We start from the raw sequence: 12,401 nt of genomic DNA on the forward strand, positions 1-12,401 counted from the left end.
AGCCTCGGCCCGTGAAGGTTGTTACCGGACATACATCCGGCGCGCTCAGCTTACCAGCACCGATAAGCCTCGGATATGCCGATTTCCGGACGGGACAGCGCTGTGGCCCCCGTCGCAGGAGCAACAGAGGCCACAGCGGTGGAATCGAGCGGCGACGCTACGTCGTCACTGGTCCCGGAGGGGTCGTCCGTACTTGTCCTTCACGCTGCCCGTCAGCATCATGATGCCGTCGATCAGCGGCCACAGCCCGCCTAGTCCGCACGTCAGCCAGGTGACGGCGATCTGCGCGACCGCGATGCCGGGCTGATTCAGGTAGAACCGTCCGACACCGAAGGCACCCAGGAAAATCTGCAGGAGTCCCGCGGTGAGCTTCGACTTGTCGGAGTACGGCTCACCGCTGACCGGGTGCCGGCCGAACGGCGCAGACGGATCGACGTAGGCGTTGTACCCGGCCGGGGCATATCCGGGCTGCGGGTATCCCTGCTGTCCGTACCCCTGCTGGCCATACTGCTGTCCGGGATTCTGCTGGCCGTAATTCTGCTGGCCGTAACTCTGGGGTGCGGCACCCTGCTGACCGTAACCGGCCTGAGGGTAGCCGGGCTGCTGATAGTCCTGCCCGGACTGCGGCGACGTCCCGTACTGCGCGTTGTAGTAAGGATCGGGAGTGCCGTACGTCGGGCCGTCCGCACTCTGCTGCGGCTTGTCGTAACCGGTGTACGGGGCGGTCGGCGGCGGGGTGTCGCCCACATTCGGCAGTGCGGTGGTCGGTTCGGTCCCGCTCGGCGACGGGTAGGTGGGAGTCGAACCCCAGCCGGGACCATTGCCGACCCCGGAGTAGGTGTCCCATCCGGGCCCGGTTCCCGACGACGCCGGTGAGGGCGTTGCATCCGAGGTGGCGGGTGGCTGCGACAGCGATGCCTCGGCGGTGGCGTCGTAATCGAAGGGCGAACCGAACTCGGGCGGAAGGCTCGACTCACCGCTCCCGCTCTTCTTCCCCAGATCCACCCGCTGGGTGTCGTCGCCGGAGGTGTCGGCCTTGGCGGAATCGTCGGATGCTTTCCCCGGATCAGTCATTCGCGTCATCCTTCTTGCTGTCGGTGGTCGTCGTGCCCGCGTCGGTGCCGGCACTCGCAGTACTCACAGCCTTGTCGTCACCCGCAGGCTTGTCTTTCTCCCCGTCATCCTGCTCGGGCGTCTCCTGCTCGGGGGGCCCGTCTTCCGCCGCGGCAGGATGATGCGGTTGCAACTCCGCCGGATCCTCCCGGCCCTTGGTCGCGGCAAAGACATACACCACCGCCGCGACGAACACGATCGCCGAGGTGAACGAGTTGACGCGGACGCCGGCGATGAGGCTGGCGTGATCGCTGCGCATCAGCTCGATCCAGAACCGACCGGCGCAGTACCCGGCCACATACAGGGCGAAAAGGCGGCCGTGCCCGATACGGAAGCGGCGGTCCACCCACACCAGCAGGATCACGATCAGCACGTTCCACAGCGCTTCGTACAGGAAGGTGGGGTGCACGACGAAGGCGACCTGCCCGGTGGAGACACCGTCGATCAACTCGGGGTGCACCTGCCCGGCGTCGTTGCGGCGCTCGAAGATCTCGAGCCCCCACGCCACGTCGGTTTCCCGGCCGTACAGTTCCTGGTTGAAGTAGTTGCCGATTCGGCCGATCGCCTGGGCCAGCAAGATGGGAGGCGCTACCGCGTCGCCGAGCGCAGGCAGCGGTATCCCACGCCGGCGACAGCCGATCCACGCGCCGACGCCGCCGAGCGCCACCGCGCCCCAGATACCGAGCCCGCCCTGCCAGATCTTCAGGGCGTCGACGGGATCCCCGCCCTCCCCGAAGTAGGTGGGCCAGTCGGTCAGGACGTGATACAGCCGGCCACCGATCAACCCGAACGGCACCGCCCAGATGGCGATGTCGAGCACGGTGCCCTTCTCGCCGCCTCGGGCGACCCAGCGGCGGTCGCCCCAGAAGATCGCGACGACGATGCCGACGATGATGAACAGCGCGTACGCGCGCAGGGCCAGTGGGCCGACGTACCAGACGCCCTGAGGCGGACTCGGAATATACGCCAGCACGTCCACAGTGGAAGTCACGACGCCACGGTAGCGGAGCGAACGCCCTCGGCGAGCTCCCTCGTCAGCGAGCGCACAGCGTCAAGCCCGGATTCGACCGCGGTGACGAGCGCAGACCCGACGATGACTGCATCCGCGTAGGCGGCGATCTCGGCGGCCTGGGCCCCCGAACGGACACCCAGACCGACACCCACCGGAATGTCGGAATGGGCGCGGATGCGCGCGGTCAACTCCGGCGCCATCGACGACACCGCGTCACGCGCGCCGGTCACCCCCATCGTCGACGCCGCGTACACGAATCCGCTGCTCGCTTTCAGGGTCATGGCCAGTCGTTCTTCGGTCGACGACGGGGCAACAAGGAAGATCCGGTCGAGGTCGTGTTCCTTCGACGCCGTGATCCACTCGCCGGCCTCCTCGGGGATCAGGTTCGGGGTGATGAGTCCGAGGCCGCCGGCGTTCGCGAGGTCACGGGCGAACCGGTCGACACCGTACTGCAGAACCGGATTCCAGTACGTCATGACCACGGCCTTGCCGCCCACCGACGCGATCTGCTCGATGATCGTGAACACGTCACGCACCTTGACGCCGTTGCTCAGCGCCTTCTCGGCGGCCGCCTGAATGGTGGGTCCATCCATCACCGGGTCCGAATAGGCGATACCGACCTCGACGATGTCACAGCCCGAGTCGACCATGGCCTTGAAGACGTCGATGGATTCGGGGACGGTGGGATACCCGGCGGGTAGGTATCCGACCAGAGCGGCACGCTTCTCCTCACGGCACTGCGCGAATGTCGGGGCGAGGCGCGAGAGTCGTTCGCTCACTTGGCCGAACCTTCCTTGTCGGTGGTCGTGGGGGTTTCGGTGGCGGCGTCGGGGTCGAAGAGCCCGAACCACTTGGCCGCCGTGTCCATGTCTTTGTCGCCGCGCCCGGAGAGGCTGACGACGATGATCGCGCCCTCCCCCAGCTCACGGCCGAGTCGCAACGATCCTGCAACGGCGTGCGCTGATTCGATGGCGGGGATGATTCCCTCACGCTCGGACAGCAGGCGCAGGGCATCCATGGCTTCCGTGTCGGTGACGGGCTCGTAGGTGGCGCGGCCGATGTCCTTGAGCAAGGCGTGCTCCGGTCCGACGCCGGGATAGTCGAGACCAGCCGAGATGGAATGCGATTCGATGGTCTGCCCGTCCTCGTCCTGCAGCAGATACGAGTACGCACCCTGGAAGGCGCCCGGGGTGCCGGCCGCGAAGGTGGCGGCGTGGCGCCCCGTCTCGACTCCGTCACCGGCAGCCTCGTACCCGACCAGCCGCACCCCGGGGTCGTCGAGGAAGGCGTGGAAGATTCCGATGGCGTTGGACCCACCACCGACACACGCGGTGACCGCGTCGGGCAGCCTGCCCGTGAGCGCCTGCACCTGCGCCCGCGCCTCGAGCCCGACGACACGCTGGAAGTCGCGGACGATGGTCGGGAAGGGGTGGGGTCCGGCCGCGGTGCCGAAGCAGTAGTACGTGTTGTGGGCGTTGGTCACCCAGTCCCGCAGCGCCTCGTTGATGGCATCCTTGAGCGTCCGGGAGCCGGACTCCACAGAAACCACCGACGAACCGAGCAACCGCATACGGGCCACGTTCAGCGCCTGCCGCTCGGTGTCGACCGCGCCCATGTAGATGACGCACTCGAGGCCGAACAGTGCACACGCCGTCGCCGTGGCCACACCGTGCTGACCGGCACCGGTCTCCGCGATGATGCGGGTCTTGCCCATCTGCTTGGCGAGCAGCACCTGACCGAGCACGTTGTTGATCTTGTGCGAGCCCGTGTGATTGAGATCTTCGCGCTTGAGGATCAGCCGCGCGCCCCCGGCGAATTCACTCATCCGAGTGGCCTCGAAGATGGGTGACGGGCGGCCCGTGTAATCGCGCTGCAACCGATCGAGCTCGGACAAGAAGGTGTCATCCGACCGCGCCTTGTCGTACGCGGCCGTGACCTCCTCGATCACCGCCATCAGCGCCTCGGGCACGTGGCGTCCGCCGTAGACGCCGAAGTGTCCTCCGGAGTCGGGGTCGTGCGACGTGCGTTCGGCGATTCCGGCGCTGGCAGTCGGCAGATCGCCACCCTTGAAGACGGTGTCCTGATTACGTGAAGTCACAGGTCCAGTCTGCCCCAACGCCGGGCGCTGCCGCCGTCCGGGTCAATTCGGCCGCAGTAGGTTCAGCGCGACGGCTTGGGGCAGGAGGGGTGCGCCCCGGCATTGACCAGATCGGCCACGGCCTTGCGTGGATCTCCGCTGGTGACGAGGCCTTCGCCGACGAGTACGGCGTCCGCTCCGGCACCCGCGTAGGCGAGGAGGTCGGCGGTACCCCGGACACCGGATTCGGCGATCTTGATGGTTTCGGTGGGCAGTCCGGGTGCGATCTCCCCGAAGGTGTTCTTGTCGACCTCGAGTGTCTTGAGGTTTCGGGCGTTGACGCCGATCACCCTGGCGCCGGCCTCGAGTGCCCGGTTGGCTTCCTCTTCGGTGTGAACCTCGACCAGCGCGGTCATTCCCAGCGACTCGGTGCGGTCGATCAACGACGCCAGTGCATGCTGCTCGAGCGCGGCGACGATGAGCAGGACGACGTCGGCGCCGTGCGCGCGGGCCTCGTGGATCTGGTACGGCCCGACGATGAAGTCTTTACGCAGAATCGGGATGCTGACCGCACGCCGGACGGCGTCGAGGTCGGCGAGCGATCCCTGAAAACGTCGTTCCTCGGTGAGCACGCTGATGACCCGGGCGCCTCCGGCCTCGTAGGCCTTGGCGAGTTCGGCGGGGTCGGTGATCTCGGCGAGCGGGCCCTTCGACGGGCTTGCACGCTTGACCTCGGCGATGACTCCGATGCCAGGCTCGAGCAGAGCAGCTGCCGCGTCGAGCGCAGGCGGTGCGGCAGCCGCGGCGGCCTTGACAGCGGCGAAGTCAAGGACGGCTTCGCGGGCGGCCACATCGGCGCGCACTCCGTCGAGAATCGAGTCGAGAACGGTCATCGTGGCCCGAGTCCTTTCTGGGCAGGAACCCGATGTGAGGAACATCATCAGGAGTGAAGCAAGCGTAGATGGCACTCTGATTCTGTCTACGATCGGGTACCCGGCTCGTTGCTGTCGCCGTCCAACCGGTCGACATCATCGGCTTTCTTGTCTGCGCGGGAGCCGTCGACCGTCGGATCTTCGCCCGCGTCGAGGGCGTCCCACAGCATGCGCTGTGTGAGGGGCTCGTCGGCAGAATCAGCGCTGGTCTTCTGGGCCGCCGCGCGCCGTGCGGCCGGGCTGTCGTACTTCGAGGAGAGCCCGGCGCGTACCCGTGGACGGCGGGCCAGTTCGACGGCGGCGGCGAGGGCGGCGACAGCGCCGGCGAGAGCCAGCACCGCGGGCCCCTGATTCACCGACACGGAATCGATCACCGCACGGCCCGGCAATTCCGCCAGCCGCCCCGCCTGCTCGTCCGGTGCGCCGGAGACGAGCACAGTTGCCGCCGGGACGGCCGCTACGACGGCCACGGCGGCCACGAGTACGCCGAGAACGCGGAGCGCCCAGCCCTTGACGGCGAAGGACGCGGCGATGGCGGCAACAAGGGTCAAGGCCAGCGGCGTGAGCGCCGCCGCCCAGGTGCCCCCGTCGAGCACCGTTGTGCGCTGCTCACCGAGTCCGTCGGAGGAGGTGACCTCCACCCACGTCATCCGGGATGCTCCCCACAAGCACACCGCCGCGACGGCGAGAAGGAGCACCGCGAGAATCGACCGGCGGCGTCCTGGAGTCTCGGTTCCCGCTCCGGTCCCTTCGGTCACTGCGTGCCGCCTCCCAGGGTCTTCATCGTGTGCGCCGCGGCGATGGCGCTGAGCACGGCCATGGCCTTGTTCCGCGCCTCCGTGTCCTCGTATTCGGGATTCGAATCGGCCACCACACCGGCACCGGCCTGGACGTACCCGATGCCGTCCTTGATCAACGCCGTCCGGATGGAAATCGCGGTGTCGGCGTCGCCGGCGAAGTCGAGGTATCCGACGATGCCGCCGTAGATTCCGCGCCTCGTCGGTTCGAGTTCCTCGATCAACTGCATGGCCCGCACCTTCGGCGCGCCCGACAGCGTGCCGGCCGGGAAGCAGGCGGTGACGGCGTCGAGTGCCTGTTTGCCGGCCGCGAGGTGGCCCGTCACCGTGGAGACGAGGTGCATCACGTGGCTGTACCGCTCGATGTGCCGATAGTCGTGCACTTTCACCGTGCCGGGTTCACACACGCGGCCGAGGTCGTTGCGGCCGAGATCGACGAGCATGAGGTGCTCGGCGTTCTCCTTCTCGTCGGCGAGGAGATCCTTCTCCAGGAGGATGTCGTCCTCCTCGGTGGCACCACGCCACCGGGTGCCGGCGATCGGGTGGGTGGTGGCGACACCCTCCTTGACCGTCACCAGCGCTTCCGGGCTGGAACCGACGATCGAGAACGCGGTCTCGCCGTCACCACCGGGAACGTTGAGGAGGTACATGTAGGGGCTGGGATTCGAGGCGCGCAGCATGCGGTACACATCGATAGGCGCAGCGGCACAATCGATTTCGAAACGCTGCGACAGCACGACCTGGAACGCCTCGCCCGCCTCGATCTCCCCCACCAGGCGCTGTACGTCCGCACCGAATCCCTCGGTGGTGCGCTGCCGGCGGTAGTCGGGTGCGGGTGTGGCGAACGTGGACACCGTGGACGGCGCGGGCGCCGACAGCGAGGCCGTCATCCGGTCGAGGCGCTCGACGGCATTGTCGTACGCCTCGTCGACCCGCTCGTCCGTGCCGTCCCAGTTCACCGCGTTGGCAATGAGGGTGATGGCCCCCTCGTGGTGATCGACAGCCGCCAGATCCGTGGCGAGCAGCATGACCATCTCTGGGATCTGCAGGTCGTCCACGGCGTGCTCACCGATGCGTTCGATGCGCCGCACGGCGTCGTAGCCGAGGAAGCCCACCATGCCGCCGGTCAGCGGCGGCAGGTCGGGCAGCCGTTCGCTCCGCAGGAGCTCGAGGGTCTGACCGAGCGCCGCGATGGGATCCCCACCCGACGGCGCTCCCGCCGGAACGTTTCCGTACCAGGCCGCCTCCCCGTCGACGACGGTCAACGCGGCGGGACTTCCTGCGCCGATGAACGACCATCGTGACCACGACCGACCGTTCTCCGCTGATTCCAGCAGGAACGTACCGGGCCTGTTTCCCGCCAGCTTCGTGTACGCCGACAGCGGAGTTTCGGCGTCCGCCAGCACCTTACGAGTCACCGGGACGACCCGATGCTCGGCGGCGAGAGCGTGGAACTGCTCGCGCGTGGTGGTCGAGTCGGATCCGCCACCTGGCAAGGTGGCGGCGGATTTGGGCGCGGACATCGTGGTGGGCTCACCGTGCATGTCAACCATCATCCCAGGCGCGTTCGGCGCGTCTGCGTGCGCGGGTAGCCTCGGCTGTCATGAAGCCAGGTCAGCTTGCACCGGAATTCACCCTGCCCGACCAGGACGGCAACGAACGTTCACTGTCGAGCCTTCTGGAGGACGGTCCGCTGGTGCTGTTCTTCTATCCGGCGGCGTCCACCCCGGTCTGCACCGCCGAGGCATGCCATTTTCGCGACCTCGCCGACGAGTTCGCAGCCGTCGGGGCTTCCCGCGCCGGGATCAGCACCGATGCGGTGGCCAAGCAGGCGTCGTTCGCGCAGGCGCAGTCGTTCGACTACCCACTTCTGTCGGACCGCGACGGCGCGGTCGCCGAGAAGTTCGGTGTCCGGCGCGGACTGCTCGGCAAACTCGCACCCGTCAAACGGTCGACGTTCGTCATCGACACCGACCGCACGGTGCTCGAGGTGATCTCGAGCGAGTTTCGCGCGAATGCCCACGGCGATCACGCGCTGACGTTCCTCCGTGCCCGTCAGGCCACCTGAAAAGACCGCTTCGCCAAGCCCATCCAGAACCCGTCGATCACTTGGCGGGGAATCTGCTCGGGGTCGCTGGAGGCGCCGAGCGTCACGAACAGCGGAGCGAAATGCTCGATCGTCGGATGCGCATAGGGCATGCCCGGGGCGAGTGCGCGGAAGCCGATGAGCGAGTCGACATCGCCTGCAGCCAGGCGCTCGTTCGCCCACGCGTCGAACTCCGCCGACCATCCCGGGGCCTTCGCCTCCGGCGAGGGGTCGCGCAGGAACGGCAGCCCGTGGGTGGTGAACCCGGAGCCGACGATCAGGACTCCCTGCTCCCGCAGTGGGCGCAGCCGCTCACCGAGGTGCAGCAGCCGTTCGGGGTCGAGCGTCGGCAAGGAGATCTGCAGGACGGGGATGTCGGCGTCCGGATACATCACCGTGAGCGGCACGTAGGCGCCGTGATCGAGGCCCCGATCCGGTTGATGCGCCACCGTCTCGTTGTCGGGCATGAGTGCCGCGACCAGCGCGGCCAAATCCGGAGCACCCGGTGAGGCGTACGTGGCCCGGTAGAAACGTTCGGGAAAACCGCCGAAGTCGTAGACGAGGGGGGTCCCGGTGGTGGTCGATCCGATGGTGAGCGGCGCGGACTCCCAGTGCGCCGAGACCACGAGGATGGCTTTCGGCCGCGGCAGGTCGCCGGCCCACTTCGCCAGTTGCGACACCCACAGTTCGCTGTCGACCAACGGCGGTGCTCCGTGGCTCAGGAACAGTGCGGGCATGACGTTCGTCATCGTGACTCCTCGAGGTCCGACTCGCAAGGCCCTAAGTTGAACCTTCAAGCTAGTATAGGAGTCAACACGCGGATGCGACAACTATTCCCGGGTACCGTTCCGCAGGCGGCGTGCTGCCTATGGTGAAGAGGTCGCACAGCGGTTCGGCGCACGAAATGGAGGACACCACTCATGGGTGGGTACGACGAGGACAGCTCGACGCAGACGGAGACACGCTGGCTCGACGCCGATCAGCAGCAGGCGTGGCTGACCCTCATCGCACTCGTCACCCGCCTGCCCGCGGCCCTCGACGCCCAGCTGCAGCGCGACTCGGCGCTCACCCACTTCGAGTACTTCGTCCTCGCATCCCTGTCCGGCGAAGACAACCGTCGACTTCAGCTCTCCTTGCTCGCGCAGCGGGCCAACGCGTCACTGTCGCGGCTGTCCCACGTCATCACCAAGATGGAAAAAGCCGGCTGGGTACGGCGAGAGAGCATCCGGGGAAGCCGTGGTTCCGACGCCGTCCTCACCGACGCAGGGATGGCCAAAGTAGTGGAGGCAGCACCACCCCACGTCGAATCCGTCCGCGCACTCGTCTTCGACGGCCTCTCCACGGACCAAGTACGTCAGCTCTCCGAACTCGGCAGCGCCATGCTCACCCAACTCGACAAGGGCATCGCCGCCGGCACCGGAAGAGCGTGACGCGCCGAGTGCACCTCACCCCAGCGGCGACCCGCCGACACCCCAGTTCTCGGCCGGCACGTCCGCAATCGTCACCCAGACCTTCGCCGGGTCCTTACCCGTCGCCTCGGCGTACGCCTTGGTGACCGCTTCGATGGTGGCGCGCTTCTGCTCGGTGGTGAGCCCGGTTGTCTGACTGATCTGGATCAATGGCATGCGGGCATTCTGCCCGAGGGCATGCGGGCATTCTGCCCGAGGCGCCCAGAACTCTACTGCGCGGCGAGCAGAACGTCGGTGTCGAAGCACGTGTGCGTGCCCGTATGACATGCAGCGCCTTCCTGATCCACGATCAGGAGCACCGTGTCGCCGTCGCAGTCGAGCCGCACCTCGTGGACGTACTGCGTGTGCCCGGACGTCTCCCCCTTCACCCAGTACTGCTGGCGGGAACGGGAGTAGTAGGTGCCCTTGCGGGTGTCGAGGGTGCGGGCGAGTGCTTCGTCATCCATCCACGCCACCATCAGGACGTCACCCGTCGACCGTTCCTGAGCGACGGCGCTGAACAGGCCTGCGTCGTTGCGCTTGAGCCGCGAGGCGATAGCGGGGTCGAGACTCATCGGACGGTGATCCCTTCTTCACGCATGGACTTCTTCACTTCGGCGATCGTCATGTCGCCGAAATGGAAGACACTTGCGGCCAGTACCGCGTCGGCGCCCGCGTCGACGGCGGGTGCGAAATGCTCCACAGCACCCGCTCCCCCGCTCGCGATCACCGGCACATGCACGGCCGCCCGCACCGCACGGATCATCGGGAGGTCGAAGCCTGCTTTCGTCCCGTCGGCGTCCATCGAGTTGAGCAGAATTTCGCCGACACCCAGTTCGGCGCCGCGCACCGCCCACTCGACCGCATCGATCCCGGTTCCGCGCTTGCCGCCATGGGTGGTCACTTCCCATCCGGACGCGGTGTCCGGCTGACCCTGCGGGACCGTGCGCGCATCCACGGACAGCACGATGCACTGGGACCCGAAACGCTCGCTCAGTTCACGAAGCAGTTCGGGCCGGGCGATGGCCGCGGTGTTGACGCTGACCTTGTCGGCACCGGCACGCAGCAACCGGTCGACGTCCTCGACGGTACGGACGCCGCCGCCGACGGTGAGCGGAATGAAGACCTGTTCCGCCGTCCGGCTCACGACATCGAGCATGGTGCCACGGGCCGCCGTCGAGGCTGTGACATCGAGGAAGGTGAGCTCGTCGGCACCCTGTGCGTCGTAGGCGGCCGCCAACTCCACCGGATCCCCTGCATCGCGCAGATTCTCGAAGTTGACGCCCTTGACGACGCGTCCTGCATCGACGTCGAGGCAAGGGATAACCCGCACTGCCAGAGTCATTTACGTAAGCCCTTCCGAAAGCTCGGCGCGGGGGTCACCCAGCGATCCGAGAATGTCGAGAATCTCACCGTGCACTCCGGGGGCACCCGCCAGCACAGAATCTGAAGCGATCGTCCACGGCTGACCTGCGAGATCCGTGACCACGCCACCCGCCGCCCGCACCAGAGCCACGCCGGCGGCGTTGTCCCACGCATTGTGGCCGAACACCACCGTGCCACCGAGTATTCCCGCCGCGGTGAAGGCGAGGTCGACGCCGGTGGAGCCGTGGATCCGGATCCGCGACGACACCCGGCTGAGCTGAGCGAGAACCTGCAGCCGATAAGGCCCGGGGATACGTCCGCGGCTGTCGATGTTCAGTGCGCCCATTCCCACGATCGACGAGGCCAGCGACGTCTCGGTGAGACGCGGCAGCGGCAGACCGCCCTCGAGGAGCGGCCCGTCCGCCACGGCCGCGTACCGTCGCCCGACGAGCGGCAGCCACGTGAAACCGAGGACCGGGACACCGTCGTCGAGCAGGGCGAGAAGTGTGCCCGCCGTCGGCAATCCTGCCGAGTAGTTGAAGGTGCCGTCGATGGGATCGAGAACCCACACCAATCCTGCGTCGAGATCGGGGCCACCGAATTCCTCGCCGTGAACCGCGATGCCGGTCCGATCCTGAAGTTCTCCGGTCAGCCGTTTCTCGAGTTCGAGGTCGAGAGCAGTCGCGAAGTCGTCGGGTCCCTTGTGCACGGCACTCGGCGACCCCACCCCGGCAACGAACCGGTCGTGGACGCCGTCGAGCAGCTCACCGGCAACGGCGAGCAGTTCCTGAGGATCGCGGTTCGGGCTCATGACCGGATCAGCCCGAGACCGCGGCGAGCGCCTCGGGGAGCGTGAAACGTCCCGCGTAGAGCGCCTTGCCGACGATGGCGCCCTCGACGCCCTGATCGACGAGTCCGGCGATCGCCGTCAGATCGTCGATGGTGGACACACCACCCGACGCCACGACGGGCGCGTCGGTGGCCGCACACACCTGCGCGAGGAGTTCGAGATTGGGGCCGGTCAGTGTGCCGTCCTTGCTCACATCGGTGACGACGTAGCGCGAGCAACCGTCCCGGTCGAGACGCGCGAGGGTTTCCCACAGGTTTCCGCCCTCGGTGACCCAGCCGCGGCCACGGAGCTGATACTCACCGTCGATCAGCCTGACATCGAGACCGACGGCGATCTTGTCGCCGTACTTCGCGATCGCGCGGGCGCACCAGTCGGGATTCTCGATGGCGGCGGTACCGAGATTCACACGGCCGCACCCGGTGGCCAGAGCGGCCTCGAGCGACTCGTCGTCGCGGATTCCCCCGGACAGTTCGACCTGGATGTCGAGCTCACCCACGACGTCGGCGAGGAGTTCCCGATTCGAACCGCGACCGAATGCGGCGTCGAGGTCGACGATGTGCACCCACTCGGCACCGTCGTTCTGCCACGCAAGGGCGGCATCACGAGGCGAGCCGTACCCGGTCTCGCTCCCTGCCTCCCCCTGGACGAGGCGAACAGCTTCACCGTTGACGACATCTACAGCAGGCAAAAGGACCAGGCTCACGTGCGACAACCCTAGTCG

15 protein-coding genes are annotated in these 12,401 nt (G+C 67.3%); 2 read left to right on the top strand and 13 right to left on the bottom strand.

Annotated elements, in window-relative coordinates; translation table 11 throughout:
- Positions 1-165: 165 nt before the first annotated feature.
- The 7 genes from HYG77_RS02640 to HYG77_RS02670 all read right to left on the bottom strand — a co-directional run bounded on the left by HYG77_RS02640 (position 166) and on the right by HYG77_RS02670 (position 7,475).
- Complete coding sequence (locus HYG77_RS02640) at positions 166-1,074, bottom strand: TM2 domain-containing protein (RefSeq protein ID WP_208961781.1); 909 nt, start codon at positions 1,072-1,074, stop codon at positions 166-168.
- Entirely contained in the window at positions 1,067-2,104 is a 1,038-nt protein-coding gene (gene lgt, locus HYG77_RS02645) for a prolipoprotein diacylglyceryl transferase (RefSeq protein ID WP_109329386.1), read from the bottom strand. Before lgt ends, HYG77_RS02640 begins: the two co-directional genes overlap by 8 nt.
- Positions 2,101-2,904, bottom strand: coding sequence for a tryptophan synthase subunit alpha (gene trpA / locus HYG77_RS02650; RefSeq protein WP_159921834.1), 804 nt, complete (start codon positions 2,902-2,904; stop codon positions 2,101-2,103). The genes lgt and trpA overlap by 4 nt, the downstream gene beginning before the upstream one ends.
- Positions 2,901-4,223 carry a tryptophan synthase subunit beta gene (gene trpB / locus HYG77_RS02655; RefSeq protein WP_159921833.1) on the bottom strand — a complete coding sequence of 441 codons (1,323 nt, stop codon included), beginning with the start codon at positions 4,221-4,223 and terminating at the stop codon, positions 2,901-2,903. The genes trpA and trpB overlap by 4 nt, the downstream gene beginning before the upstream one ends.
- A gap of 62 nt (positions 4,224-4,285) precedes the next feature.
- Entirely contained in the window at positions 4,286-5,095 is an 810-nt protein-coding gene (gene trpC, locus HYG77_RS02660; RefSeq protein WP_109329383.1) for an indole-3-glycerol phosphate synthase TrpC, read from the bottom strand.
- Between the two features lie 86 nt (positions 5,096-5,181).
- On the bottom strand, positions 5,182-5,892 hold the full coding sequence (locus HYG77_RS02665) for a TIGR02234 family membrane protein (protein ID WP_109329382.1): 711 nt from the start codon (positions 5,890-5,892) through the stop codon (positions 5,182-5,184).
- Positions 5,889-7,475, bottom strand: coding sequence for an anthranilate synthase component I (locus HYG77_RS02670; protein WP_109335049.1), 1,587 nt, complete (start codon positions 7,473-7,475; stop codon positions 5,889-5,891). The genes HYG77_RS02665 and HYG77_RS02670 overlap by 4 nt, the downstream gene beginning before the upstream one ends.
- 59 nt (positions 7,476-7,534) lie before the next feature.
- Here HYG77_RS02670 and HYG77_RS02675 point away from each other — a divergent pair, with 59 nt between their 5' ends.
- Positions 7,535-7,999, top strand: coding sequence for a peroxiredoxin (locus tag HYG77_RS02675; protein WP_109329381.1), 465 nt, complete (start codon positions 7,535-7,537; stop codon positions 7,997-7,999).
- On the opposite strand, the gene HYG77_RS02680 is transcribed toward HYG77_RS02675, so the two are convergent.
- Positions 7,987-8,766, bottom strand: a complete 780-nt coding sequence (locus HYG77_RS02680) for a class III extradiol ring-cleavage dioxygenase (RefSeq protein WP_208961782.1) — start codon at positions 8,764-8,766, stop codon at positions 7,987-7,989. The two genes, HYG77_RS02675 and HYG77_RS02680, sit on opposite strands and share 13 nt — an antisense overlap.
- A 171-nt stretch (positions 8,767-8,937) precedes the next feature.
- Between HYG77_RS02680 and HYG77_RS02685 the strand changes: the two genes are divergently transcribed.
- Positions 8,938-9,447 carry a MarR family transcriptional regulator gene (locus HYG77_RS02685; protein ID WP_159921828.1) on the top strand — a complete coding sequence of 170 codons (510 nt, stop codon included), beginning with the start codon at positions 8,938-8,940 and terminating at the stop codon, positions 9,445-9,447.
- Between the two features lie 15 nt (positions 9,448-9,462).
- Here the strand turns inward: HYG77_RS02685 and HYG77_RS02690 are convergent, their stop codons facing one another.
- The 5 genes from HYG77_RS02690 to priA are packed head-to-tail and all read right to left on the bottom strand — an operon-like array spanning position 9,463 to position 12,383.
- Positions 9,463-9,642, bottom strand: a complete 180-nt coding sequence (locus HYG77_RS02690) for a 4-oxalocrotonate tautomerase family protein (protein WP_109329378.1) — start codon at positions 9,640-9,642, stop codon at positions 9,463-9,465.
- 53 nt (positions 9,643-9,695) lie between these two features.
- On the bottom strand, positions 9,696-10,040 hold the full coding sequence (hisI, locus tag HYG77_RS02695; protein ID WP_208961783.1) for a phosphoribosyl-AMP cyclohydrolase: 345 nt from the start codon (positions 10,038-10,040) through the stop codon (positions 9,696-9,698).
- Positions 10,037-10,810, bottom strand: coding sequence for an imidazole glycerol phosphate synthase subunit HisF (hisF, locus tag HYG77_RS02700; RefSeq protein ID WP_159921822.1), 774 nt, complete (start codon positions 10,808-10,810; stop codon positions 10,037-10,039). Before hisF ends, hisI begins: the two co-directional genes overlap by 4 nt.
- Positions 10,811-11,641 carry an inositol monophosphatase family protein gene (locus tag HYG77_RS02705; RefSeq protein WP_208961784.1) on the bottom strand — a complete coding sequence of 277 codons (831 nt, stop codon included), beginning with the start codon at positions 11,639-11,641 and terminating at the stop codon, positions 10,811-10,813.
- A gap of 7 nt (positions 11,642-11,648) precedes the next feature.
- Complete coding sequence (gene priA, locus HYG77_RS02710; protein ID WP_109335048.1) at positions 11,649-12,383, bottom strand: bifunctional 1-(5-phosphoribosyl)-5-((5-phosphoribosylamino)methylideneamino)imidazole-4-carboxamide isomerase/phosphoribosylanthranilate isomerase PriA; 735 nt, start codon at positions 12,381-12,383, stop codon at positions 11,649-11,651.
- Positions 12,384-12,401: the final 18 nt, after the last annotated feature.

The organism is Rhodococcus sp. ZPP (genome assembly GCF_017656075.1).
Taxonomy (GTDB): Bacteria; Actinomycetota; Actinomycetes; order Mycobacteriales; family Mycobacteriaceae; genus Rhodococcus_F; species Rhodococcus_F oxybenzonivorans.